Annotated in this window: 22 protein-coding genes; 3 read left to right on the top strand and 19 right to left on the bottom strand. The window is 65.0% G+C overall.

From position 1 onward, the window contains the following. Nucleotide 1: 1 nt before the first annotated feature. Both QY049_RS08015 and QY049_RS08010 read right to left on the bottom strand, forming a co-directional pair. Nucleotides 2–1,558 (bottom strand): NADH-quinone oxidoreductase subunit NuoF, encoded by a 1,557-nt coding sequence (locus QY049_RS08015; RefSeq protein ID WP_258762359.1) that lies wholly within the window; start codon nt 1,556–1,558, stop codon nt 2–4. Beyond that, on the bottom strand, nt 1,555–2,043 hold the full coding sequence (locus tag QY049_RS08010; protein ID WP_258762358.1) for a formate dehydrogenase subunit gamma: 489 nt from the start codon (nt 2,041–2,043) through the stop codon (nt 1,555–1,557). Before QY049_RS08010 ends, QY049_RS08015 begins: the two co-directional genes overlap by 4 nt. A 224-nt stretch (nt 2,044–2,267) precedes the next feature. Between QY049_RS08010 and QY049_RS08005 the strand changes: the two genes are divergently transcribed. Then, nucleotides 2,268–3,161: a LysR family transcriptional regulator gene (locus tag QY049_RS08005; protein ID WP_194476744.1), complete on the top strand. Its 894-nt coding sequence runs from the start codon at nt 2,268–2,270 to the stop codon at nt 3,159–3,161. Between the two features lie 3 nt (nt 3,162–3,164). Here QY049_RS08005 and QY049_RS08000 read toward each other — a convergent pair whose 3' ends face one another. From QY049_RS08000 to QY049_RS07940, 13 genes are all read right to left on the bottom strand, one after another. Continuing rightward, on the bottom strand, nt 3,165–5,495 hold the full coding sequence (locus QY049_RS08000; RefSeq protein WP_258762357.1) for a PAS domain-containing sensor histidine kinase: 2,331 nt from the start codon (nt 5,493–5,495) through the stop codon (nt 3,165–3,167). 225 nt (nt 5,496–5,720) lie between these two features. Then, nucleotides 5,721–7,112, bottom strand: coding sequence for a cation-efflux pump (locus QY049_RS07995; protein ID WP_258762356.1), 1,392 nt, complete (start codon nt 7,110–7,112; stop codon nt 5,721–5,723). 196 nt (nt 7,113–7,308) lie between these two features. Next, the gene (locus QY049_RS07990; protein WP_258762355.1) at nt 7,309–8,277 is read right to left on the bottom strand and encodes a zinc-binding dehydrogenase; all 969 of its coding nucleotides are present in this window, start codon (nt 8,275–8,277) and stop codon (nt 7,309–7,311) included. Nucleotides 8,278–8,302: 25 nt separating this feature from the next. Continuing rightward, nucleotides 8,303–9,298, bottom strand: a complete 996-nt coding sequence (locus QY049_RS07985) for a nitronate monooxygenase family protein (RefSeq protein WP_258762354.1) — start codon at nt 9,296–9,298, stop codon at nt 8,303–8,305. A 335-nt stretch (nt 9,299–9,633) separates the two neighbouring features. Next, nucleotides 9,634–10,293, bottom strand: a complete 660-nt coding sequence (locus QY049_RS07980) for a hypothetical protein (RefSeq protein ID WP_194476739.1) — start codon at nt 10,291–10,293, stop codon at nt 9,634–9,636. Between the two features lie 46 nt (nt 10,294–10,339). Then, entirely contained in the window at nt 10,340–10,543 is a 204-nt protein-coding gene (locus QY049_RS07975; RefSeq protein ID WP_018647766.1) for a hypothetical protein, read from the bottom strand. A 170-nt stretch (nt 10,544–10,713) separates the two neighbouring features. After that, complete coding sequence (locus tag QY049_RS07970) at nt 10,714–11,430, bottom strand: hypothetical protein (RefSeq protein WP_258762353.1); 717 nt, start codon at nt 11,428–11,430, stop codon at nt 10,714–10,716. Nucleotides 11,431–11,590: 160 nt separating this feature from the next. Then, complete coding sequence (locus QY049_RS07965; RefSeq protein WP_258762352.1) at nt 11,591–12,376, bottom strand: fumarylacetoacetate hydrolase family protein; 786 nt, start codon at nt 12,374–12,376, stop codon at nt 11,591–11,593. Further along, nucleotides 12,376–13,395, bottom strand: coding sequence for a 2-dehydropantoate 2-reductase (locus tag QY049_RS07960; protein ID WP_258762351.1), 1,020 nt, complete (start codon nt 13,393–13,395; stop codon nt 12,376–12,378). Before QY049_RS07960 ends, QY049_RS07965 begins: the two co-directional genes overlap by 1 nt. A 111-nt stretch (nt 13,396–13,506) precedes the next feature. After that, complete coding sequence (locus QY049_RS07955) at nt 13,507–13,932, bottom strand: CBS domain-containing protein (protein WP_194476735.1); 426 nt, start codon at nt 13,930–13,932, stop codon at nt 13,507–13,509. 183 nt (nt 13,933–14,115) lie between these two features. Continuing rightward, on the bottom strand, nt 14,116–15,417 hold the full coding sequence (oxlT, locus tag QY049_RS07950; protein WP_194476734.1) for an oxalate/formate MFS antiporter: 1,302 nt from the start codon (nt 15,415–15,417) through the stop codon (nt 14,116–14,118). A gap of 233 nt (nt 15,418–15,650) precedes the next feature. After that, the gene (oxlT, locus tag QY049_RS07945; protein WP_258762350.1) at nt 15,651–16,940 is read right to left on the bottom strand and encodes an oxalate/formate MFS antiporter; all 1,290 of its coding nucleotides are present in this window, start codon (nt 16,938–16,940) and stop codon (nt 15,651–15,653) included. A gap of 249 nt (nt 16,941–17,189) precedes the next feature. Further along, nucleotides 17,190–17,327: a hypothetical protein gene (locus QY049_RS07940; protein ID WP_194476732.1), complete on the bottom strand. Its 138-nt coding sequence runs from the start codon at nt 17,325–17,327 to the stop codon at nt 17,190–17,192. 297 nt (nt 17,328–17,624) lie between these two features. On the opposite strand from QY049_RS07940, the gene QY049_RS07935 reads away from it, so the two are divergent. Continuing rightward, nucleotides 17,625–18,953 carry an Hsp70 family protein gene (locus QY049_RS07935; RefSeq protein WP_258762349.1) on the top strand — a complete coding sequence of 443 codons (1,329 nt, stop codon included), beginning with the start codon at nt 17,625–17,627 and terminating at the stop codon, nt 18,951–18,953. A 234-nt stretch (nt 18,954–19,187) separates the two neighbouring features. Here QY049_RS07935 and QY049_RS07930 read toward each other — a convergent pair whose 3' ends face one another. Next, complete coding sequence (locus tag QY049_RS07930; RefSeq protein WP_194476730.1) at nt 19,188–19,631, bottom strand: SRPBCC family protein; 444 nt, start codon at nt 19,629–19,631, stop codon at nt 19,188–19,190. A gap of 321 nt (nt 19,632–19,952) precedes the next feature. Between QY049_RS07930 and QY049_RS07925 the strand changes: the two genes are divergently transcribed. Further along, complete coding sequence (locus QY049_RS07925; RefSeq protein ID WP_258762348.1) at nt 19,953–20,924, top strand: hypothetical protein; 972 nt, start codon at nt 19,953–19,955, stop codon at nt 20,922–20,924. A 195-nt stretch (nt 20,925–21,119) separates the two neighbouring features. Here the strand turns inward: QY049_RS07925 and QY049_RS07920 are convergent, their stop codons facing one another. From QY049_RS07920 to QY049_RS07910, 3 genes are all read right to left on the bottom strand, one after another. Next, the gene (locus tag QY049_RS07920; RefSeq protein WP_258762347.1) at nt 21,120–22,424 is read right to left on the bottom strand and encodes an ATP-binding protein; all 1,305 of its coding nucleotides are present in this window, start codon (nt 22,422–22,424) and stop codon (nt 21,120–21,122) included. Further along, entirely contained in the window at nt 22,421–23,131 is a 711-nt protein-coding gene (locus QY049_RS07915) for a response regulator (protein ID WP_258767003.1), read from the bottom strand. Before QY049_RS07915 ends, QY049_RS07920 begins: the two co-directional genes overlap by 4 nt. Before the next feature lie 90 nt (nt 23,132–23,221). Then, nucleotides 23,222–25,183 carry a MacB family efflux pump subunit gene (locus tag QY049_RS07910; RefSeq protein ID WP_301269240.1) on the bottom strand — a complete coding sequence of 654 codons (1,962 nt, stop codon included), beginning with the start codon at nt 25,181–25,183 and terminating at the stop codon, nt 23,222–23,224.

Genomic DNA, 25,183 nt, shown 5'->3' with positions numbered 1-25,183 from the left:
CCTATTCCGCGGCCTGAAGCGTGGTCGGGATGGGTGCGAAGTCCTCCCGGAAGTGCTTCAATGCGCTGAGCACGGGGTAGGGCGTGAAGCCGCCGAGTGCGCAGAGCGAGCCGAATTTCATGGTGTTGCAGAGGTCTTCGACGAGCGCGAGGTTTTCGCTGACGCGCTCGCCACGGATGATCTTCTCGATGGTCTCGACGCCGCGGGTCGAGCCGATCCGGCAGGGCGTGCACTTGCCGCAGGACTCGACGGCACAGAACTCCATGGCGAAACGCGCCTGCTTGCGCATGTCGACGCTGTCGTCGAACACGACGATGCCGCCATGGCCGATCAGGCCGTCGCGTGCGGCGAACGCCTCGTAGTCGAACGGCGTGTCGAACAGCGCGCGGGGGAAGTAGGCGCCGAGCGGGCCGCCGACCTGCACGGCGCGAACCGGACGGCCGGTGAAGGTGCCGCCGCCGATGTCGTCGACGAGCTCGCCCAGCGTCACGCCGAACGCGGTCTCGAACAGGCCGCCCTGGCGGATGTTGCCGGCGAGCTGGATCGGCATCGTACCGCGCGAGCGACCCATGCCGAAATCCGCATAGGCCTTGGCGCCTTCGGCGAGGATGAAGGGGATCGCGGCGAACGACAGCACGTTGTTGATGACGGTCGGCTTGCCGAACAGGCCGTGATGCGCGGGCAGCGGCGGCTTGGCGCGCACCAGGCCCCGGCGGCCTTCCAGGCTCTCCAGCAGCGAGGTCTCTTCGCCGCAGACATAGGCGCCGGCGCCGACGCGCACCTCCATGTCGAAGCTGTGGGTCGAGCCCCCGATCTTGTCGCCGAGATAGCCGCCGCGCCGCGCCGCGACGATGGCTGCATTCATCGCCTCGACCGCATGCGGATATTCGCTGCGGATGTAGATGTAGCCCTTGGTGGCGCCGACGGTGATGCCTGATGTCGTCATGCCCTCGATGACGAGGAAGGGATCGCCTTCCATGATCATGCGGTCGGCGAAGGTGCCGCTGTCGCCTTCGTCCGCGTTGCAGACGATGAATTTGCGGTCCGCCTTGGCCTGCGCCACCGTCTTCCACTTGATGCCGGTCGGGAAGCCCGCGCCGCCGCGGCCGCGCAGGCCCGAGGCGGTCACTTCGTTGAGGATCGCGTCCGGGCCGAGCGAGAGCGCGCGCTCGAGGCCCCTGTAGCCGCCGTGGGCGCGGTAGTCCTCGAGCGAGCGCGGGTCGATCACGCCGCAGCGGGAGAAGGTCAGGCGGGTCTGGCGCTTGAGCCAGGAAATTTCGTCGGCGATGCCGAGCCGCAACGCGTGCGGCCCGTTGCTCGTCATCGACTCGAATACGGAGGCGACGTCTTCCGCGCTGACCGGGCCATAGGCGAGCCGGCCCTTTGGCGTCGCGACCTCGACCATCGGCTCCAGCCAGCAGAGCCCGCGCGAGCCGGTCCTGACGATCTCGACGGGCAGGCCGCGCTTGGCCGCAACCTGCTCGAACGCAACGGCAACCTCGTCGGCGCCGACGGCAACCGCGGCGGCGTCGCGAGGAACGAAGATCTTCATGTTCATCGCTGCGCCTCCGCGACCAGCGCGTCGATGCGCTTCTCGTTCAGCCGGCCGATGAGGCGGCCGTCGAGCATTGCGGACGGCGCGGTCGCGCACAGCCCGAGGCAGTAGATCGGCTCCAGCGTGACGCGATCGTCCGCAGTGGTATGGCCGAGCGACACGCCGAGCTTGGCTTCGGCGCGCGCCGCCAGCGCATCGCCGCCGGCAGCCTGGCAGGCTTCCGCGCGGCACAGCTTCAGCACGTGGCGGCCGGCCGGCTTGTGGCGGAAGTCATGATAGAAGGTGAAGACGCCATGGACCTCGGCGCGTGACAGATTCAGCGCCTGCGCCACCATGGGAATTGCGGCCTCCGGCACATAGCCGAACGCCTCCTGGAGCGCATGCAGAATCACCAGTGTCGCGCCTTCCTGGTTGGCGTGTTCGGCGATGATCTCCGCCCCGCGCGTGTCGTTCCAAGGCTCGTAACAAGGCTCAAAAACCGCTGTCATTCTTCGTTCTCAAATTGAGCGTCCCTTGCGCGCAAACTATTTGGAATCATTCGAAGATCAATAAAGCTGTCTCATGCTGCGATTGCGAATTCAGATCGATTTGAAAGCGCAATCGATCGATACGATCAGGTAATGAAACTTGTATCGGCTGCCGGTTTTTGCGTGTTGGTGCAGGCCCGCCGTGATAGCTTGCATGCCACGACGGTGACCAAGGGGACGGACGGTTGATCGACAAGCTTGAACTGCTGCTGGCGCTGGCCAAGGAACGGCATTTTGGACGTGCGGCAGAGGCCTGCGGCGTCACCCAACCGACCATGTCGACCGGGCTCAAGCAGCTCGAGGAGATCCTCGGCGTGATGCTGGTGCAGCGCGGATCGCGCTTCCAGGGTTTCACCCCCGAGGGCGAGCGGGCGCTGGACTGGGCGAGGCGCATCGTCGGCGATGCGCGCGCGATGCGCGACGAGATCAACGGACTGAAGCATCAGCTCTCCGGCGAGATCCGCATCGCGGCGATTCCGACCGTGCTCGGCATGGTCGCCTCGCTGACGACGCCGTTCCGCGCGCGGCATCCCGAGGTGCGTTTCAGCATCCGCTCGACGACCTCATCGGAGGTGCTGGGGCTGCTCGAGAATCTCGAGGTCGATGCCGGGCTGACCTATATCGAGAACGAGCCGATCGGGAAGGTGCGCACCATTCCGCTCTACAACGAGAGCTATCGCCTGCTCACCGCGCCCGATGGCATGTTCGGAGATCGCGAGACGGTGACCTGGAAGGAAGTCGGGCAGGTGCCGCTGTGCCTGCTGACTCCGGATATGCAGAACCGCCGCATCATCGACCGGGCGCTGCGCTCGGTTGGCGCGGAGGCGACGCCGACACTGACCTCGAACTCGCTGCTGGTGCTGTTCACCCACGTCAAGACCGGGCGGTGGGCGAGCGTGATGCCGGCCAAGCTCGCCGAGACGCTCGGCCTGTCCGACAAGGTGCGTTCGATCCCGATCACCGATCCGGAGGTCAATTACAGCATTGGCCTCGTGATTCCGCAGCGCGATCCGATGACGCCGCTGATCGCGGCGCTGGTCAACGTCGCACGTGAAGTGGCGCCGACGCTGCAATCGTAGGATTCAAGCCGCCGCCGATATTCCTGACGCCGCCTTGATGGCGTCGCGCGGCAGCGTCACGCGGACGACGGTGCCGACTTCAAGCCTGGAGCGCAGCTTCATCGAGCCGCCGTGGAGCTGCGCCAGCGAGCGGGCGATCGCGAGGCCGAGGCCGGAGCCGTGATAGGTCTTGGTGAGCTGGCTCTCGACCTGCTCGAACGGACGCCCGAGCCGCGCCAGCGAATGCGGCGCGATGCCGATGCCGGTGTCGGCGATCATCAGCACGACCTTGTCCTCGAACTGCCGGCTGCGCACCACGATGCGTCCGCCGTCGGGCGTGAACTTCACGGCGTTGGACAGCAGGTTGACGATGATCTGCTTGGTGGCGCGGCGGTCGGCGACGACCGAGATCGACTTTTCGACATCGGCATCCAGCGTCAGGTTCTTGTCCTGGGCCCGGCCGGAGACGACGCGCAGGGATTCCGCGAGCGTCTGTCCGAGGTCGAGCTCTTCCATGTCGAGCTTCATCCGGCCTGCCTCGATCTTGGACATGTCGAGGATGTCGTTGATGACCTCGAGCAGATAATGCCCGCTGGTCAGGATGTCGTGGCAGTATTCCTGGTACTTCTCCGAGCCGAGCTCGCCGAACATGCCCGAGCCCATGATCTCCGAGAAGCCGATGATGGCGTTGAGCGGCGTGCGCAGCTCGTGGCTCATATTGGCGAGGAATTTCGACTTGGTCTGGTTGGCTTCCTCGGCGCGGGTCTTCTCGCGCTGATACTTCTCGGCAAGATCGGCGAGCTCGATGGTCTGGCGTTCCAGCGCCGCCTGCGAGCGCTTGAGGTCGATGACCGTCGCGCGTAGCCGCAGGTCGTTGTCGACCAGCTTCTGCTCGTGCTCCTTGATGCGGGTGATGTCGGTGCCGACGGAGACGTAGCCGCCGTCCTTGGTGCGGCGCTCGCTGATGTGCAGCCAGCTGCCGTCGTCGAGCTGGGCTTCGAAGGTGCGGGCGCCTGGGCCTTGGGCGCCGGTCTCGTTGTGACGGGTGCGGACCTCCGGCATGCGGCCGACTTCCAGCACGGTCTCGTAGGAGGTACCGGGGATCACGGCTGTGTCGGGCAGCTTGTGCAGGCGCTGGAAGTGCGAGTTGCAGAGCACCAGGCGGTCGCTGGCGTCCCACAGCACGAAGGCTTCCGGAATGGTCTCGATGGCGTCGCGGAGGCGAAGGTCGGCTTCCACGGTGCGCTCGGCAAGGCTCTTCTGCTCGGTGATGTCGACCGCGATGCCGATCAGGTGCATGCCGGAATCGTTGGCGCCGCGGGTCCGCTCGCAGCGGACGCGCAGCCAGATCCAGTGACCGTCGACGTGCTGCATGCGGAAGGTCTGGTCGATGTGATCGATCGTCTCGGAGATCAGCTGGTCGGCGATCTCGAACAGGTCGATGTCGTCGGACTTCACCAGCGCGTTGACCTCGCCGAAGGTGAGGAGCTCGTTGCGGCCGTCGAGGCCCAGCATCGAGAACATCGATTGCGACCAGAAGATCCGCCCGCGCGACAGGTCCCAGTCCCACAGGCCGCAGCGGCCGCGGTTGAGCGCGGTGTCGATCCGGCCGCGCACGGCGTCGTTGATGAGGTCGCCTTCGCGGGCGCGGGTCGATTGCCAGTGGAAGGCGAAGCCGAGGATCAGGACGACGAAGCCCGTGGTGGCCGACAGCGTCACCGACAGCGCGGCGTCCGAGCCCCAGATCGGCTCGTTGCGCTCCTGGATCACGGTGACGAGGCCGGGCAGCGACCTGATCGGCCGCGATGTCGCCATCGCGTAATTCCCGTTCGGCAGCGTCATGTGAGAGACGCCGTGATCGCGCGGCGGCGCGGCGAGCAGCTGTGCGGTGGTGATCGCGTCCAGCAAGCGATCATTGCCAGGGGGATCGTTGTCGATCGGTATGCGGGCGAGGATACGGCCGTTGACGCCGGCCGAGGTGACGACGACGTGTCGGCCCGGCACTCTGGCCCGGGACGGGATCATGTCGGGCAACAGCGTCGGCAGGTTCTCGATGTTCTTCAGCCGCTCCGCGCGCACCGAGGTGACGCGGTCGATCCGCTCGGCGAGCAGTTCGGCGAGGGCCGAGATGTCGTTCTGGATCACCACGCGCTTCTGGCGCGTCTGGTCGACGACCTGGACGAATGCACCGAGGCAAATCGTGATGAGGAAGGCGATGATGAGCGTCGGCACGGCGCGTCGCAACGCCGGCTCCGCGATCAGGAGCCGATGATAGGCAGGTTTCGCGATCGATTGCGCCAATCCCTTGATCGAATCGGATTGGACGCATGCGTTCGCGGCGTCTGCACGCGCCATGCCTTCGGCCCCCTGAAAACCTGCTTGCTACTCGGTTCGAAAGCAGCCCCACATCGCTCTCGAATCACAGCGATTTGAATCCAGTTTTCGCAGGCTGTCGAGAGTCAACGAAACGTTAACGCGAAATAATTCTTATCCAACGAAGAGTCTGCGCGCTTCGACTCCGCAAACTCACGTGCATCGGGAGTCCGAAACGAGAACGTGTGACTCCTCGCACCTTGCGCGTCACGTGCGGGGCGGTTCGGCGTGACTGATGACGCGCTTCACGCTCGGGAACGCGCGACGCAGCCGACGCTCGATCGCGTCGACATGCTCGTGCACCCTGATCACGCTCATCGACGGCGTGGCGCGGCAGTGGAAGTTGACGATCTCGCCGGCGTCGGTGTTGCGCACGCGCACATTATGGATGTCGTGGATCTCCCCGCCCGCGGCGTACTCGGTGAGCGCCGACGCGATGGTCTGCACACGTTCCGGCGCGGCATCGACGCCGAAAGGCAGTTCCGGTTCCAGCGGCTCAATATGGACATCGACCTCGACGTCCTCGCCGAACTCCTCCTGGATGTTCCGCTCCAGCGTGTTGGCGACGTCATGGGCGGCCTCGAGCTGCATGTCGGCGTCGACCTCGAGGTCGATGCTGACGATCAGCTTGGCGCCCAGGTTCTGCGCCGTGCCCAAATCGTGCACCGTGACATGGTGGATGGCGAGGCCGGAATTGCGCGCGATCACCATGATGCGGTCGCGCACGGTTTCGTTGTTGCGGGCGACGGGGACGGCGGTGAAGGAGAGATCGGCATCGCCGAACGCCTTGCTGACGGCAGCTTCGGCGTTGCGCTTGATGGCTTCGACGCGGTCGATCGGGTAGGTTCGCGGCACGTTGACGATGCTGTCGATGAACGTAGTCGCCCCGACCATGCGCACGCGCAAGCGCTCGACGTCGATCACGCCGGGCACGCCGCGGATCGCGGCGGTGGCCTTTTCCTGCGCGCCCTCCGGCGCGCGGTCGACCAGCGTCTGCACCGTGGAGCTTGCCATCCGCAGGCCGAGAGCCGCGATCATCACGGCCACCGCGCCGGCCGCGGCCGCGTCACCCCACCAGAAGCCGAAGGCAGCGAGAATCAGGCCCGCGATCACGGCACACGAGCCCATGACGTCGGAGGCGAAATGGAGTGCGTCGGCGGCGAGCGCTTCGCTTCGGGTCTCGCGGGCGGCGCGGTGCAGCGCGCGGGCACGCCAGAGATTGACGACGATGTCGATCACCAGCACCACGAACGGCACGGCCGAAATCGTCGGCGGTGGGGTTCCCTCGCGCAGCCGGCTATAGGCCTCGACCAGGATGCCGCCCGCGAGCACGTAGAGCATCGCGGTGACGCCGAGTGCGGAGATGCTCTCCAGCTTGCCGTGACCGTAATGATGCTCGTCGTCGGCCGGCCTGTCGGAGACCCGCACTACCGCCCAGGTGATGATGGTCGCGACCAGGTCGATCGAGGAATGCAGCGCCTCGGAGATCAGCGCCAGCGATCCGATCGCGATCCCGACCACGAATTTGGCCGCCGCCATGCCGCCGCTGGCGAGGATCGAGATGGCCGCGACCGATGTCTTGTCGTGTTGTCCGCTCATGGCGGGGGATTTAGCAGGGCGACCGTGAACATCAAGCGACCATCCACAGAACTAGTCGCGAGTGAGTTGCAGGAGCGGATGCCTTTCACCACCGTCATTCCGGGGCGCCGAAGGCGAACCCGGAATCTCGATATTCTCAGGTGCGCAACTGCGCATAGTTCGGCTCTTTGAGCCGCCCCCGGAACGACGGCGGTCGTCACAGCGTCACCACGATCTTCCCCAGATGCTTGTTCGCCTCCATGTGCTCGAACGCCTGGTCGATCTGGTCGAACGGATAGACCTTGTCGATCGGCAGCTGGAGTTTTCGCGATTCCACCGCGCCCCAGATGTCCTTCCTGACCTCCTCGAAGATCTCGCGGACCTCCTCGATGGTGCGGGTACGGAAGGTGACGCCGATATAGCTGATGCGGCGAGCGGCATGGAGGTCGAAGTTGAAGTCGGCATGGGTGCCGCCGAGCCGGCCGACATTGACGATGCGGCCAAGGACTTTCGTCGCCGCGAGGTTCTGGTTGGCGACCTTGCCGGAGACCTGGTCGACGATGAGATCGACGCCTTCGCCGTTCGTCGCCTTCAGCACCTCGTCGACCCATTTGGGATCGGAGGAGTCGACCGATAGGTCGGCGCCATACTCCTTCAGCCGGCCGCGGCGATAGGCGTCGGTCGAGGACCCGATCACGAGTCTCGCGCCCTTGAGTTTTGCAATCTGCATCGCCATCAGGCCGACGCCGGAACTGGCGCCCTGGACCAGCACGGCCTGGCCGGGCTGCACGCCGCCGACGGTGACGACGGCGTTGTGCATGGTCGCGAGCGCGACGGGCAGGGTGGCGGCCTCCTCGAAGTTCATGTTCGAGGGGGCGCGGAACAGCCGGCCGTGATCGGCGAGCGTATACTCCGCGAAGGCCGCGCCGCCCGACCCCATGATGCGATCGCCGACCTTGACGCCCTTCGCGTCAGGTCCGAGCTCGGCGACTTCGCCGGCCCATTCCATGCCGAGCACGGTGCCGGCACCGCCGGCCGCGCCGTGCGCGTGGCCCTTGCGCATGCCGGTGTCGGCGCGATTGAGGCCGCAGGCGCGGACCTTGACGAGGACCTGCGTGCCTTTCGGCTTTGGTTGAGCGACCTCGGAAATCCGAGCGCCTTCAGGACCGTAGACGTAAGCCTTCATGAATTGCTCTCGCTTCTTGCAGTGATTATTCCGCGGCCTGCGCGCTTGGTTGAACGATCATGCCTTCGAGCCGGCTGCGAATGATCGCCTCGGCTTCGCGCACGATCCGGGAGATGAGCTCGCCGCAGCTCGGGATGTCCTGGATCAGGCCCTGCACCTGGCCGGCCGACCAGATGCCTTCGTCCGAATTGCCTGTGGCATAGACCATCTTGCCGCGGGCGCCGGCGACGAGCTCGCGGATGTCCTCGAACTTGGCGCCTTCCTTCTCCATCGCGACGACCTTGGTCGAGATCTCGTTCCTGGCGACGCGCGAGGTGTTGCGCATGGTGCGGAAGATCAGCTCGGTCTCGCGCTCGTCATTGGCGACGATCTTCTCCTTGATGAGCTGGTGGATCGGGCTCTCCTTGGTTGCCATGAAGCGGGTGCCCATGTTGATGCCTTCGGCCCCGAGCGCCAGCGCCGCGACGAGGCCGCGGGCGTCGGCAAAGCCGCCGGAGGCGATCATCGGGATCTTGACCTTGTTGGCGGCGGCCGGGATCAGGATCAGGCCTGGGGTGTCGTCCTCGCCGGGGTGGCCGGCGCATTCGAAGCCGTCGATCGAGATGGCGTCGACGCCCATCCGCTCGGCCGACAGCGCGTGGCGGACGCTGGTGCATTTGTGCACGACCTTGACGCCGTGCTTCCTGAACTCGTCGACGTGCTCCTGCGGCTTGTTGCCGGCGGTCTCGACCACCTTGATGCCGGCTTCGATGATGGCGGCGCGGTATTCGGCATAAGGCGGCGGCTTGATTGCGGGCAGGATGGTCAGGTTGACGCCGAACGGCTTGTCGGTGAGGTCGCGGCAGCGCGCGATCTCCTTGGTCAGGTCCTCCGGCGTCGGCTGGGTCAGCGCCGTGATGAAGCCGAGCGCGCCGGCGTTGGCGACGGCCGCGACCAGCTCGGCCCGCCCGACCCATTGCATCCCGCCCTGGACGATCGGGTGCTCGACGCCGACGAGCTTGGTGAACCGTGTCTGCAACATCGCTGTTTCCCCCGCCTGCGTAGCAGGCTCTGTTATCGGCTGATGGGCGGAGGATGCCGCCGGGGTCAGGAAATGTCTATTGCGCCGCCGTGCGGTGCGGGCGGGGCGTCATGCGGGCGGTGAGGGTGATTCCGCGGGGCGGACAATTGGTATCTCACCCCGTCATCCTGAGGCCCGAGGCATGGGACGCAACGCGTCCCATGCGGAGCCGCGATGGATGAACGGCCGAGACGCAGCCGGGCTGTCGCCGTTCGAGGCTTGCCAGCGGCGCGTTGCGCCTCAGGGCGACGGTCATTGGTTGACGCCTCGCTGCGCTCGAAATGACCGCTGAGAAGCTACTCCGCCGACAGCCGTACGATCTGGCGGCCGCCGTTCATGTCTTTAAGGCTGTTGACGAAGTTTTCCGGGCGTTGCCAGCGGTTGGGGACCTTCAATCCCATGTACTCGGCGATGTCGCCGATGAAGCCGGTGCAGTTGGTGGTCTCGGCATTCCAGACCGGCGAGCTCGCCTTCAGCTTCTCGATATAGGCGAAGACGCGCTTGGCGTCGGCTTCGTTGAGGTACACGCGATAGCTCGCGGTCAGATAGTCCGGGTCGAGATCGCCATAGCTCGCACCGGTCTCGGACGGCACCCAGGTGAGATAGCCGAGCACATAGGTCCAGGTATCGCCGGCCGGCGTCAGGCCGGCGACCTCGACGGCGCGCTCGCTGGTCTTGCCATACCAGACGAAGGCATGGCCCCAGCTCGCCGCCGTCCGCGCGCGGAAGTCGACGTAATAGGGGCCCTTCTCCGCCCGCGCGGCCGAGCGCCGCGTGGCTTGCGGTGCGCGCGAAGCGGCGTCGGTCGAAACAAGCGCGCTGGCGTCGGCCATGCGCTTGTTCGTTTGGTGGTTCTTCTCTTGGGCCGAGGCCGATGGCGTCGCGCAGGCGATCATGGTCGCAAGCGCGAGTCCTGCGAGGATGCAGGATCCCGATCGATCAAATTCGTTCGTCACGCGATGCCCCTCGACTGTCGGCGCTTGCGCAAATCCTGGGCGTCGCTCAGTAGCGCGCGGCGACCGGGCCGGGCGCCTTGCCGATCGGGGCCTTGCCAACCGGGCTCTTGCCGATCGGCATCTTGCCGATCGGAGCCTGCTCGGCCGGATAGACCGGCACGGGCTGGCGGCGCGGCAGATCGGCAGCGTTGGCGGCCGTCACCAGAGCAAGCGTCGCACCCAGAACAAATACGATTTTCTTCACAGTCATACCCCTAGCAGGTTTGGTCCAAACACGGCCGAGCCGTGCCCCCAGACACGCCTCCCACAAGGGCGGCCGAATGCGACCAAGTTGGGGCACCCCAGCGACATGTTGGCGGCATCTGTCGGGCACGCGCAGATGTGATGTGTGTCGAATTATTTCGGCGCGTCGCGCGCTCTTCAGCGATCGGCGCTCAGCCGGAAATGCATCTCGATCTTCGTAGGCGATCCGCCGGTCGCGACGCGCCACGGTGAGAAGCCGGGCGTGGGGGCGGGATCGGAGGGAAGGTCGATCGACCAGCGTTGCGTGGGTACGTCAGGCAGGGTCAGGCTGACGGCACGGTGGCGTGTCTTGTACATCAGCGAGGCCGTGGCGATAATCGCCCGGCGGTCGCCATCATGGGCACGCCAGTTCGGAGGCAACATCGCATCGGCGTAGCCTGAGGCCTCCTCGACCTCGATGTGCACGTCTTCCTCCTTGTCCGGCAGGCTCATGCCGGCCGGCAGGCGAAACTCGACCTGGAGCGTCATGAAGCCGTGACTGAGATTGGGCGAGCGGATGAGTTCGTACCATCCCCACCAGCCAAGAATGGCCACGATGAGCGCGACGGTGACGGCAAAGGGGAAGGAGAGCTGCGTGGTGCGCCGAGGCGTGGCATCGGAGGTTTCCGCGGGCGGCTCTGGCGCTGCGTTTCGGACCAGGCCGAAGCGCATGAACAGCCAGATGCCGGCGATCAGGCCGGTCACGCCGCCGATCGGGCCGATGTCGAAGAAGGCACTCATGGCGATGCCGCCATCGCGGTCCGGTCCCGCCAGCAGGACCACCAGCGCGGCAAGGCCCGCCCAGCCGGCGAGCGCGCCGAGCAGACCGGACAGGAGGCCGAGGATGAAGCGCATGTGCTGATAGTCGCAGCGAGGTTGATCGCGGTTCGAACCGGACTGTACGTCCGGCCTTCACCCGATCCGGTTCAGGCTATTGCGGATGGCCGAGAAGATGCCGCCGATGTCCTTGCGGATTGCGCTTCGCTCCATCCGGACTACGGCACCGCGTTTGCAGCTATAGCCGAAACTCGTTGGTCAGCTCGCCGATGCCGTCGATGGCGACGGTCACCGTGTTCACCGGCTCCTTCATGACGCCGACGCCGACCGAGGTGCCGACGGCGATGAGGTCGCCGGGGAGCAGGGTCATATCGTGGGAGATCTTGCTGACGAGCGCCTGCGCACTGAAGATCATGTCCGAGATCGGATAGTTCTGCCGCTCGGCGCCGTTGAGGATGGTGCGGACGGTGAGCTTGGCCGGGTCGAGGCCGGTCGCGATGACGGGGCCGAACGGGCCGTAATCGTCGATGCCCTTGGCGCGCGCCCATTGGGGAAAGGTGGGATCGCTGGTCAGGATGTCGTTGGCGGTGATGTCGTTGACGCAGGTGTAGCCGAAGATGAAGCTGTCGGCCTCGGCGGGCGAGACGCGGGCGCAGGTCTTGCCGATCACGATGCCGAGCTCGCCCTCATAGGTGGTCTTGCCGTCGTAGTAGGAGGGACGGCGGATCACGGCGCCCGGCGTCGTGATGGTGGTGGTGGCCTTGAGCAGGTAGAGCGGCTCAGGCGGCTCGGGCTGGTTCAGCTTGGCCGCGAGCGCGTGGAAATTATTCCAGAGCGCGACGATCTTGCTGGGTGTGCAGGGCGCCAGCAGTTCGACCTCCGACAGCGCCAGCGTCTTGCCTGTGCCTGCGTTGCGGCCGAACATCTCGCCGTCATGCACGCTGATGCCCGATGCGGTCAGCGTGCCGAAGCCGGTGGTGCCGGCGTGACGGAAGCGGAGCCATTTTTTTGTTTCGTTGCTCATCACGCCACCGCCAGTGCGCGAGGATCTGATGGCGTGGAGACGCCGTCATAGAGGCCGGCGATGCGGGCGCGCTGAGTCACCATCGCCAGCACCGAGTCGAGCGCGGGCGTCGGGATCTTGGTGAGGCGGCCCATCTCCTGCACCACGGTGACGAGCGGATCGATCTCCATCGGGCGGCCGCGCTCGAGATCCTGGAGCATCGAGGTCTTGTGCGCGCCGACCTTGCGGGCGCCCTCGATCCGGCGCTCGACATCGACGCGGAACTTGACGCCGAACGTTTCGGCGATGGCTTGCGTCTCCACCATGATCGCGCGCGACAGCGCGCGCGTGGCGGGATCGGTGCAGATCACGTCGAGCGTCGCATGGGTCAGCGCGCTGATCGGGTTGAAGCAGACATTGCCCCACAGCTTGAGCCAGATCTCGTCGCGGATGCGGTCGAGCACCGGCGCCTTCAAGCCGGTCGCGACGAAGAGGTCGGCGAGGCGCTGCACGTCGGCGGTGATGTCGCCGGAGGGCTCGCCGAGCGGGAAATTGTTGCCGTAGACGTGGCGGATCACGCCAGGCGCCTCGATCTCGGTGGCGGGATAGACGATGCAGCCGATGGCGCGCTCGGCGCCGATCTCGCGCCATTGCCGGCCGCCGGGATCGATGCTCTCGAGCGTCGAGCCCTCGTAGGCGCCGCCGTGCTTGTGGAAGTACCAATAGGGGATGCCGTTGACCGCGGTGACGATGCGGGTGTGCGGCCCGAGCAGCGGCTGCATCTTCTCGATGACGCCGGTGATCGAATGCGCCTTCAGCGTGACGATGACGTAGTCCTGCACGCCGAGCTCGGCCGCGTCGTCGGTGCAGCGGGGATGGACGGTGTGCGTCTCCTCGCCGGCGAGCAGAGTCAGGCCGCGCTCGCGCATCGCGGCGAGATGTGCGCCGCGTGCGACCAGGCTGACATCGGCGCCTGCGCGCGCCAGCTGCACGCCGAGATATCCGCCGATCGCGCCGGCGCCGTAGATGCAGATCTTCATGAAATCCTCGCGGGAGTACCGGAATTTTGGGACGAAAGATCCGGTCCGGCTCGGATGGATCCGAGCCGGGGCCGGTAGTCGCAGGGGAAGAGGTGTGGCCGCCTGAGGCGATCAGGCCGCTTGCGGCGTGCTGTTGGTCGCCTCGTCGACGGCAGCGGCGATGTCGCGCATGCTGATGACGGAGACGAGGCTGTAGTCGTCGATCACGGGCAGGTGCCGGATGTGATTCCGGTTCATCAGATGCCTGACGTGCTCGATCGTGTCCGAGGAGGTGCAGGAGACGAGCTGCTGCACCGAGATGAGTTGCGAGACCTTGACGTTGACCGCGTTGGCGCCGTGCTCGGCGACCGCGCGCACCACGTCACGCTCGGTGAACATGCCGACCGCGGTGTTGCCTTCGGAGCGGACCACGTCCTTCACCACCAGCGCGCTGATGTTGTTGGCCCGCATCAGCTTGGCGGCAATACCCACCGTTTCGTTCATTCGCACCGTGACAACGCGCGGTGTCTTCTTGCGCAGAATGTCTCCGACCAGCATTGCAACCTCCCTGGGTGAATGATGGGAGAAGTGTGGTATACATAATGCCAATCGTCAAGCGCTGGATTTGGTTGATCCGAAAAATCTTGCGGCAGCATTGCTGACGTTTGTCAGTTGCGCGGTCAAACGAGAAAGGGCGCACCGAAGTGCGCCCTTTGCGTTTGGTCTTCTGGTTGAGGCGGTCTACTCGGCAGGCTGGCCGACCGCGCGCTCCTGCTTGTCCTGTGAAGCGCTGATCGACAACCGCATCGGTCGCACCACGAACAGCGCCAGGCCGACGACGGCGAAGTTCATGATCGCGGCGATGGCGAACACCGAATGCCAGTTTCCCGTATAGCTCTTCAGGACGTTGGCGAGAGGGACGACGAAAGCGGAAAGTCCCTTGGCGGTGTAGAGCAGGCTGGTGTTCGTCGTCGCATATTTCGGACCGAACATATCCGTGCAGGTCGACGGGAACAGACTGAAGATCTCGCCCCAGGTGAAGAAGATCAGCGCCGCACAAATCACGAAGGTCCAGGGCGTCGTTCCCGCCGTGCCGAGCAGCCAGTAGGCGAGGCCGCCGGCGGTGAAGGCAATGGCCATCGTGTATTCGCGGCCGATCTGATCGGACACCCAGCCGAAGAACGGCCGCGCGCCGCCATTGGCAAGGTTGTCGATCACGCCCGAGACGATCAGCGTTGTCGCTCCGAACAACACCACCGACTGCGCCACGCCATAGTCCTTGGCGATCAGCGCGATCTGCGCGGCCACCATCAGTCCGCTCGCAGACACCAGCACGAACATGACGTAAAGCAGCCAGAATACCGGAGAAGCCAGCATTTGGCCGGGCGTGCTGCTGGTCTTCGACTGCAGAACCTTCACGGCGCCGGCGGCAGGTACTTCGCTCGGCTCCGGCGAACGCAGCAGCCAGGCCAGGATGAAGATGATGCCGCCCTGTCCGAGAGCGAACCAGAAGAAGGTGTCGGCATAGCCGATGGATGCGATCATCTTCTGGATCGGAATGACGGTGACGGCCGCACCCGCACCGAAACCCGCTGCAGTGAGGCCCACCGCGAGGCCGCGGCGATCGGGGAACCATTTCACGGCATTGCCGACACAGGTGGCATAGATGCCGCCCGCGCCGACGCCGGAGATGACTGCGCCGAGATAGAGCATTTCGAGCGAAGTCGCCTTCGCATTGATGAGCCAGCCAATGGCAACGAAGAGGCCGCCCGCGGCGACCATGAGCTTGGGTCCGCGTTGCGGGCCGAGCGAGTCGACGATCCAGCCTTCAACCGGCGTCAGCCACGTCTCGAGTGCGACGAAGATGCTGAAGGCGATCTGGATGCTGCCCACGTCCCACGAGTTCGCCTTGGACATCGGTCCGACGAAGTAGGTCCACCCATATTGCAGGTTCGCGATCATCGCCATGCAGACGACGCCGACAATGAGCTGAACCCAGCGAAAGCCGCCGGTGGGCGACGTCGCATTCATGCTTGCAGCCATGATTCCTCCTTGAGCTCCCAATGACGCGCCTTGTCTTCATTGTGACTGAGTGTCGCAAATGTCGTGACTTATCGTCGCAAGCGCCAAAGGAAGCTTGGTATAATATATTCCAAGAAGCAAGCGCGAATTTTTGGGTGCGTTGCGGTAAGACCGGCGGATGTCCGGGCGCAGCCAAAACGAAAACGCCCGGCCATGAGGCCGGGCGTCCGTCTGGAACGGCTTTGCCGATGCGTTCAGATCGTCGATCTCGCGACAACCACCTTGCGCCAGGGTTTCAGCGCCACCAGCGCCAGCAGCGAGGCCAGGATGTTGGCGCCGGCTGCGAGGATGAACACGTTGTCCCAATGGCCCGACGTCTGCTGCACGTAGTTCGCCAGCGGCACCAGCAATGCGGCGGTGCCCTTGGCGGTGTAGAGCAGGCCGGCATTGGTGGTCGCGAACTTTGCGCCGAACGTGTCGGTGCAGGTCGAGGGGAAGAGCGAGTAGATCTCGCCCCAGGCGAAGAACACGAAGCCCGACAGGATCACGAACCAGATCGGATCGTGGCCCCAGAGGTAGAGCATCCAGATGCCGACGCCCTCCATGCCGAAGGCGATGAACATCGTGTTCTCGCGGCCGATCATGTCGGAGATCCAGCCGAAGAACGGACGCGTCAGGCCGTTGAGCACGCGGTCGATGGTTGCAGCGAACGTCACCGCGGTCATGGTCATGCCGATCAGCGTGACCGGGATGGCGTCGACCTTCCAGTCGACCGCGATCGGCTTCAGGTTCGCCGTCACCATCAGACCGCCGGCGCCGACGATCACGAACATGAAGTACATCAGCCAGAAGATCGGCTGACGCAGAACTTCGGTCGGCTGGTAGTTGCGCCGCGTCTGCAACAGCGCGGCATTCGCCACCACGTTCGGCACCTGGCCCGCCTTCGGCGCCAGCAGGAAGAAGGCGAGAACGCAGATGATGATGCCTTGGCCGAGGCCGAAATAGAGGAAGGTGGTCTGGAAGCCGCTATCCTTGATCATGGCCTGGATCGGCGCGACGGTGAGCGCGGAGCCTGCACCGAAGCCGGCGGCGGTGATGCCCGCGGCAAGACCGCGCTTGTCGGGAAACCATTTCAGCGCATTGCCGACGCAGGTGCCGTAGACGCCGCCGGCGCCGATGCCCGCGACGATCATGCCGAGATAGTAGCCGTTGAGCGTGGTGGCCTGCGCGTTGATCGCCCAGCCGATCGCGCAGAGCACGCCGCCGACGAGCACGACGAGACGCGGACCGTATTTATCGACAAACCATCCTTCGACCGGCACCAGCCAGGTCTCGAACAAAACAAACAGAGTAAAGGCCCACTGGATCGAGGCGCGATCCCAACCGAATTTCTTCTGGATGTCGGGGACGAAGAACGTCCAGCCGTATTGGTAATTGGCGATCATCACCATGGCCGCTACGCCGATCGCCAGTTGCGCCCAGCGATACGTGTCGCTGACGCGTGCGGCTGTAGCAGCTGTTGTTGCTTGCACCATGTCCGTCATGAATCCTCCAGTTTGCGCTTCTGTTTTTTGAATGCGCTTGGCGTCATTCTTGTATTCATTATGCCAAGCTTCAAGCGCACGACGGCCCATTGTGCGCTTATGACGCAACCTCGCTTTTCGAGGCTGTGCAATGTGCCGATATCCAAAAAGAAATGGCCCCGCAGAGCGGGGCCAATTCTTCAGAAGTAGGAGTTTGCAGCTCTTGCAACCGCCGCGACAATTCGACGCGCCGGCTTCTCGTCCTGATGCTTACAGGCCGAAGCGGGGCACGTCGCCGTTGCGGATGTTCATTTCGGCATAGGCCAGCAACAGGCGGTCGATCGCAGCCACCAGACGGGCGAACGGCGAGGAAGCGGGGGCGAGGGCAACGGCAGCGGTCTTCGACATTGGAATTCCCTTTCTTGAGACGGTCAGTATTGCTGTCTCATTTCGAAGGTTGTTTTATGTATACCAGATGCCAATGTCCATGCATCCCATTGCATAGCAGCATTCGAACTACTGCATTGCAGCATAGCACCTGGTTAAAGACGTCGATTTGGAGCTCAAAACGGGCCGTTTCAGGCTCAAACCAGCGAAAAGCCGGGTCCGGACCACTACGGGTCGGCCCTGAACCGGCCCCTTGGCACTGCAGTGCAAAACGGCTAGTGGTTCGCCCCCTTTTCCAGGCATCTTGCAGAGTGGTTCATGTCGAGCGCCTCGCCCGCCGTCTCGATCGGCATCGATTTTGGGACCAGCAACACCGTCGTCGCCCTTGCGGCTGATGACCGCCGGGTCGAGGCCATCCGCTTCGACCATGGCGGCCAGCGCCACAGCACCTACGTCTCCGCGCTGTGCTTCTGGGAGGACCGGCCGGGCGCCGGCGCCCAGGCCGAAGGCGGGCCGTGGGCGATCGAGCAGTTTCTCGAGGGACGCCACGTCTATCGCTTCCTCCAGTCGTTCAAGACCTTTGCGGCGAGCTCCAGCTTCAACACCACGCAGGTGTTCCGGCAGCGCTTCAAGTTCGAGGACATTCTGGCGGCGTTCCTGCGCACGCTGGCGCGTCATGGCGGCGACAGGTTCGGCTTCGAGGCGGCCAACATCACCGTCGGCCGTCCCGTGCGCTTCGCCGGCGGCAATCCCGACGACGACCTCGCCATGCAGCGCTACCGCGCCGCGTTCGAGCGCCTTGGCGCCGGCCACGCCCGTTACGTCTACGAGCCCGTGGGCGCGGCGTTCTCCTTTGCGCGGCGCCTCGAGCGCGACGCCACCGTGCTGGTTGCGGATTTCGGCGGCGGCACCAGCGACTTCTCGGTGATGCGCTTCTCGCGCGCCGGCGGACACTTGCGCGCCGAACCGCTCGGCCATGCCGGCATCGGGATTGCGGGCGACACGTTCGACTATCGCATCGTCGATCGTGTCGTCTCGCCGCGGCTCGGCAAGGGCTCGAGCTTCCGCTCGTTCGACAAGGTGCTGCCGATCCCGAACAGCCATTACACCAATCTCGCGCGCTGGCATCAGCTCGCGCTGATGAAGAGCAACGGCGATCTGCGCGAGCTCAGGGAGCTCGCACGCAGCGCGCTGAAGCCTGATCAGCTCGAGGATTTCTTCACCATCGTCGATCTCGATCTCGGCTTTTCGCTGTATCGCGCGGTGTCGGACGCCAAGGTCGCGCTCTCGGCCAGCGACGAGGTCGACTTCCGCTTCAAGGGCGGCGGCGTCGATATCGGCTCGACCATTACCCGGACAAAGTTCGACGCCTGGATTGCCGACGACATCGCGCGCCTCGGCGCCACCGTCGACAAGGTGCTCGGCGAAGCCCGCATCACCGCGCGCGACATCGAGAAGGTGTTCCTGACCGGCGGCACCTCGTTCGTGCCCGCCGTGCGAAAACTGTTCGCCGACCGGTTCGGCAACGAGCGGCTGATGTCGGGCGACCAGTTCGAGTCGATCGCCTACGGCCTCGCGCTGATCGGACACAGCCCCGAGCCGGATCGCTGGACCGCGGACGGCGGCCTGAAGAAGACGGGCGCGTAGTTGGGGGGGCGCATGGTCGCCAACGGGGTGGTGCGCTCCCTCTCCCGCTTGCTGGAGAGGGTTGGGGAGAGGGTATCTCCGCATCGGGATTGTTGACGATTGCCGAAAATGTCCCTGCGCGGCGAGAACCCTCACCCGCCGCGCTCTGCGAGCGCGTCGGCCTCTCCCGCAAGCGGGAGAGGCGGCGCAAGCCGCGGCCGCATGGATTCAATCCGATGCTATTCCGATTTGGTGCTACTGATTGATCTCCGGCTCGACGAGCTTCGCCAGGTTGCGCAGCGATTCCTGCCAGCCGAGATAGCAGGCCTCCACCGGGATGACGTCGGGTAGGCCGGCCTGCGTGATGTCCACCTCGGTGCCGACAGAGACCTTCTTCAGGATCACGATCACCTCGATCACGCCCGGCAAATTGGGGTCGTCGAATTTGTCGGTGTAGCGCAGGCGCTGGCCGGGAACGAGCTCGAGATATTCGCCGCCGAAAGAATGGCCGTTGCCCGTCGTGAAATTCCGGAAGGACATCTTGAACGTGCCGCCGACCTTGGCCTCCAGATGATGCACGGTGCAGGTGAAACCATTGGGCGGCAGCCATTTCGCCAGCGCATCGGCCTCGATGAAGGCGCGATAGACCTTTTCAGGGCTGGTGGTGAGGACGCGGTGCAGACGTACGGTGTTCGGCATGGTCGTTATTCCCTGTGAACCGATGGGCGCGAGGTCTATTGCCCAATCATGGCCCAAGGACGAACGCGGCCACGCCGATCCGACATGGCACCGTCGGTTTTTTTGCCTGACGTTGCGGCCGGGCCGGTGCGTGTCGTGACGAGCCGTCGGCATACCGCGCGCGTTGTTCGCACAAATTCAGAGCATCCAGGCTCCGGTTCACACTCCGAAACACTCGAGCCGGATTTTGGCCTCTCATCTCGGCGATGAGTTCGTGGCCGGCCGCCTCGCACGACGAGGCGACCGCACGACGGGGCGATTGCAATTTGGGGACTTCGCGACATGAAGCAGAAGACGCTGCGTTACCGGGCCTTGCGCCGGGTCCGCAGCCTGCCGGCCGAGACCGCTTCGCGGTTGCTCGCAATGCCGGCCATCAGCCGGAAACTGAACGAGAGCTACGAAAAGGCGCGCGCATCCCACAGGCCGCGCCTGCCTCAACTTTCGCCGTTCGACAAGGACATCGTCGCCGGTCTGGAGAGGAACGGCGTCTACGTCACCTCGCTCGACAGGCTGGATCTGCCCGGCACCGGCGCATTGTGGAGGTCGGCGACGGGCATCGCGAGCGCCTATTCGCTCCGTGCCGGGCAAGGCGAGTTTGCCGGTGAATACACGGTGCAGGTCGGCGCCGAAGAGATGATGCATCATCCGCATATCGTCCGCTGGCCCCTCGACGACCGCATCCTCGACATCGTCGAGACCTATCTCGGCTTGCCTGCGGCCTGCGACACGCTGAATTTCTTCCATACCCTGGCCGATGGCCGGCAGGTCGCCGCGCGCCGATGGCATCGCGACGTCGAGGATCGGCGGATGGTCAAGGTCATCGTCTATCTGCACGATGTCGACGAGGATGGCGGTCCGCTCGAGATCCTGCATCGCGCCTTTCCGGGCAGCGACCAGCTCGACGGCGGCAATTTTCCGGTGCTGACCCAGGAAATGCTGGAGCAGCGTCTCGGCGGGGCGCTGGAGCCTGGTGATGTCACGAGTTGCACCGGCAAGGCGGGCACCGTGATCTTCGCGGATGTCGCAAGCCGCTATCATCGCGGCCGGCCGGCGATCGCGCGCGACCGCTCCGCGCTGTTCTACAATTTCTTCTCGCGCTCGCCGCTTCGCCCGTTCTACCGCGAGCGGCACGTGTTCTCGCGCGCGCAGCTTGCCGAGCTTGCTGCGGGCCAGAGCGCGCGGGCGCGCGATTGCTTGCTGTGGCACGCAAACGTGCCTCTGCTGGCCCGGATCGTGCCGCGCGCACGTTCCTAGCGGGATTGAAGCCACAATTCCGCTACGCTTGCCCGCTCAACTCCCGCGCGAAAATCAGGGAGCTTCCGTTGCGCAAGGTCATCCGGGCTTTCGCCGTCGCGTTTCTGTGTCTCGGCTCGTTTGCCAGGGCCGCGGGCATTCAGCTCCTTGAGCAACTCGGCGAGCATTGATCCGAACGATCGAACTCGGAAGCCATCAAGGCTCCCCGACGTTCGGAAGCAGCAGGCGGGCCCGGAGGCCATTCGGCTCGTTGTCCAGCAGCAGGAGCGATCCGCCATGCGCGGTGGCGATCGCCTGCGCGATCGCCAGACCGAGACCGAATCCCGCGGTCTCGTCCATCGTGCGAGCGGGCTCGCCGCGTACGAAAGGTTCCAGCATCGATGCCTTCCGCTCGTCTGGAATCCCCGGCCCGTTATCGGACACGTCAATGACGATATCTGCCTCCGAAACCAGAAGCGCGACCACGACTTCGGTACCGAAACGCGTCGCATTCTCGACCAGATTGGTGACGGCACGGATGATCTCCTCCGGCCGCACGACGAGGGCGGCCCGATCGGGACCTTGATACGCCAGCGCATGTCCGCAATCGGAGAACTGATCGCAGACCATCTGGAGAAGCGCGGCTACGTCCACCAATGTCGGCTTTCCCGCGCCCTCATTGCGTAGCAAGGACAGAACCGATTCCAGCATCGACTGCATCTGATCGAGGTCGCGGACAGTCTGCGTGCGCTGCGCGAGATCTTCGATGTATTCGGAGCGCAGCCGCAACCGCGTGATCGGCGTGCGCAGATCATGGCTGATTGCCGCGAGCATGCGGGTCCTGTCGTTCATCAGCCCGGTGATGCGCTCGCGCATGCGGTTGAGAGCGCGTGCCGCCGACTTGATCTCCTCCGGGCCGTTCTCGGGGAGCGGCGCAGCCGAGCCGTTCAGGCTGAAGTTTTCTGCTGCGCGGGCGAAAGCCGACAACGGGGAAGAAAGCGCACGGCCGGCCCACACGCCGAGCAGTGTCACGCTCGCGACCAGGAACAGCAGCGTGCTGGTCCAGAGCCCGCTCACGAAGGCGGGCATCTGGGGCGATCCGATCGTGGCCTCGAGCACGTCGTCCTTCGTCAGATAGTACCACAAGCGGTCGCCGTCCGGCCCGGAGCCGCGGATGAGATCGGTGTGGCCTTCGAGCGGCGAGGGGATGCTCAAGGGAGTCCGTTTCGGCATCGGCGCGGTGGTCACATCGTCGCGCAACTGGAGCTTCAGGGCGGGAAACGTCTGCCTGACGCTGTCCAAGACGACGGGCCGATTGGCCTGCGTCGTGTTTGCCATGATCTGCGCGATCAGCTCGAACTGCTCGAATGGCCGGTCCGAGGCCAGCCTCGGCCGGTTGAGCAGAAAATATCCGGCGATCGAGACGTGGATGAAGACCAGCGAGACCAGGATCAGGGCAGCTATCTGGCCGCTGATGCGACGGAAACTGAACAGCGAGACGATATCGGAAGTGCGGCTCATGCTTCCTCCACCACCGGCGTGAAGATGTAGCCACCGATGCGAACGGTCCGGATGACGGAGGTTCCTTCCGTCCGGTCGAGCTTGCGGCGCAAACGGCTGACCAGTACGTCGATACTGCGGCCAAAGCCGCTCTCGGGGCGGCCACGCGTGATGTTCAGGAGGCTGTCGCGCGTGAGGATGCGGCCGGCCCGCTCGCAGAAGGCTTGCAGCAGATCGAACTCGGCGCTCGTCAGCGGCACCTGCGCGCCTTCGGGATCGTGCAATTCGCGCAGCCTCAGATCGATCGTCCAGCCCTGGAATTTGAGGCGCGTGGCGGATCCTGCAGCCGATGCACTGCTTTGGCGACGTAGCACCGCGTTGATCCGGGCCAGCAGCTCGCGCGGGTTGAACGGCTTTGCCAGGTAGTCGTCGGCGCCCATTTCGAGGCCGAGAATGCGATCGACGTCGTCGCCCTTCGCGGTCAGGATGATGACCGGCGTGGCGTTGTCGACGCGCAGGCGTCGGCAAAGGCTGAGACCATCCTCGCCCGGCAGCATCAGATCGAGCACGATCAGGTCGACGCGATTCTGCGCGAGATAACGGTCCATCTCCCGGCCGTTGGTGACGGCATCGACCGCGAAAGCGTGCTCCGCCAGATAGCGCGAGATCAGCTCGCGGGTCGGCCGATCGTCCTCGACGATCAAAATGCTCTGCTTCGCCTTGGTCATCACTGAGACCGCATCGGGAAATCCGATCGTTAGTACATCTTCCGACGATTGTCTCGCCCGGGCAACGACGGTCATGTTTCAATCCTTCGTTCAGTCACGGCTGAGCGCCACCACGGGGTCGAGGAAGGCGGCGCGGCGGGCGGGGAAGAAGCCGAAGGCGATGCCGATTCCTGTCGAGGTCAGGAACGCCGCGCCGATCGAGAACGGCGAATAAGTGACCTGGAATCCCGGGACCGCCATGTTGATGGCGACACCGAGCAGCACTGCAAGCACAATGCCGGCGAGGCCGCCGATCGAGGAGATCAGCGTTGCCTCGACCAGGAATTGCTGGAGGATGTCGCTGCGTCTGGCGCCCACCGCCATGCGGACGCCGATCTCGCCGATCCGCTCGGAGACCGAAACCAGCATGATGTTCATGACGCCGATGCCGCCGACGACCAGCGAGATCACCGCGATCGCGGCGACCAGGAGCGCCAGCGTCTGCGTCGTGCTGGTGATGGTTCGGCGGATGTCGTCGGTGTTGAGAATCACGAAATCCTTGGCGTTGTGCCGCTGCGTCAGGAGCGTAGTGACCGCATCCTGCGCCAGAGTGGTCGAGACATCGTCGCTGATCCGGAGCAGCACACTGCGCAGCGAGCGGTCGCCGGTGAACTGCGCCTGGACGGTGGTGTAGGGGAGATAGACCGACAGGTTCTGGTTCGAGCCGAAGCCGCCCTGCTGCTGAGCGATGACGCCGACGATTCGGCACGGCACCGTGCCGAGCCAGATGATGCGGCCGATTCCTGCAGTCTGGTCGTCGGCGAAGAAAGTCTTCCGCGTGTTGTCGTCGATGACGACCTGCCGCTCGATGTTGCGCACGGCGTCGGCATCTAACAGGCGGCCCATCGCCAGCTTGGCGCCCTTGACCTGGAAATAGCTCTCGCCAACGCCGTTCACCAGCACGTTGGACTCGTTGCCGCGGTAGCGCGCCGTCATGCTGGTCGACACCGTCGGCGTGACGCCCGCGATAAAGCTCTGCTGGTCGAGTGCGCGGGCGTCAGCGAGCACCAGCGTCTTGATCTTGCCGGCGCGGGCATCGCCGAAATCCTTGCCCGGAAATACCTCGATGGTGTTGGTGCCGAGGCTCGATATGTCGGACAGAACCTTTCGTTGCGACGCATTGCCGAGCGCGACGACGGACGATACCGCGGCGATGCCGATGATGATCCCGAGCATGGTCAGAAACGCACGCAGCCGGTGCGCCGCCATGGCAACAAGTGCCATGCGCGTGGCCTCGCGCAGACGTCCCGATGCGTTCGCCCAGCCCGTGCCGCTATCCCGCGAGCCCAGGGGTATCGCAGGCGCCGGCATGTGCGTGGCCTCGGTCGCCGTGCGCCGGTCGGAGACGATCTTTCCGTCCCTGAGCTCGATGATGCGTTCGGCGCGCGCCGCGACCCCGGCATCATGGGTGACGGTGACGATGGTCCGTCCCTCGCGGTGCAGCTCTTCGAGGATCCTCAGCACTTCCTCGCCGCTGCGTCGATCGAGCGCGCCGGTGGGCTCGTCGGCCAGGATGACTTCGGCGTCGTTGATCAGGGCTCGCGCGATCGAGACGCGCTGCTGCTGGCCGCCGGAAAGCTGGTTCGGGCGATGACCGCCCCTGTCTGCGACGCCCAGGCGCGAGAGCAGCTGCCCCGCCCGCGTGCGACGCTGCCGCGCATTTGTGCCGGCATAGACGGCGGGGATCTCGACATTCGCGGCGGCGGAGAGGTCGCCGAGCAGATTGTAGCGCTGGAAGATGAAGCCGAAATGCTCGCGGCGCAGCGCCGCCAGTTCGTCTGCGTCGAGCTCGGAGACGTTCTTGCCGGCAACCCGATAGGTTCCGCAGGTCGGGCGGTCGAGGCAGCCGAGGATGTTGAGCAGCGTCGACTTGCCCGATCCGGACGAGCCGATGATCGCAACCATCTCGCCGGGCAGGATGCTCAGTGACAGATCGGCCAGCGCGACCACCTGTGTGTCGCCGGCTGCGAACTCCCGCCGGATGCTCCGAAGGTCGATGATCGGATCGGACAC

The organism is Bradyrhizobium sp. WYCCWR 13022 (assembly GCF_030435535.1).
Classification (GTDB): domain Bacteria; phylum Pseudomonadota; class Alphaproteobacteria; order Rhizobiales; family Xanthobacteraceae; genus Bradyrhizobium.
Note: the sequence above shows the minus strand (reverse complement) of the source record. Positions and strands in the feature narration are given on the sequence as shown.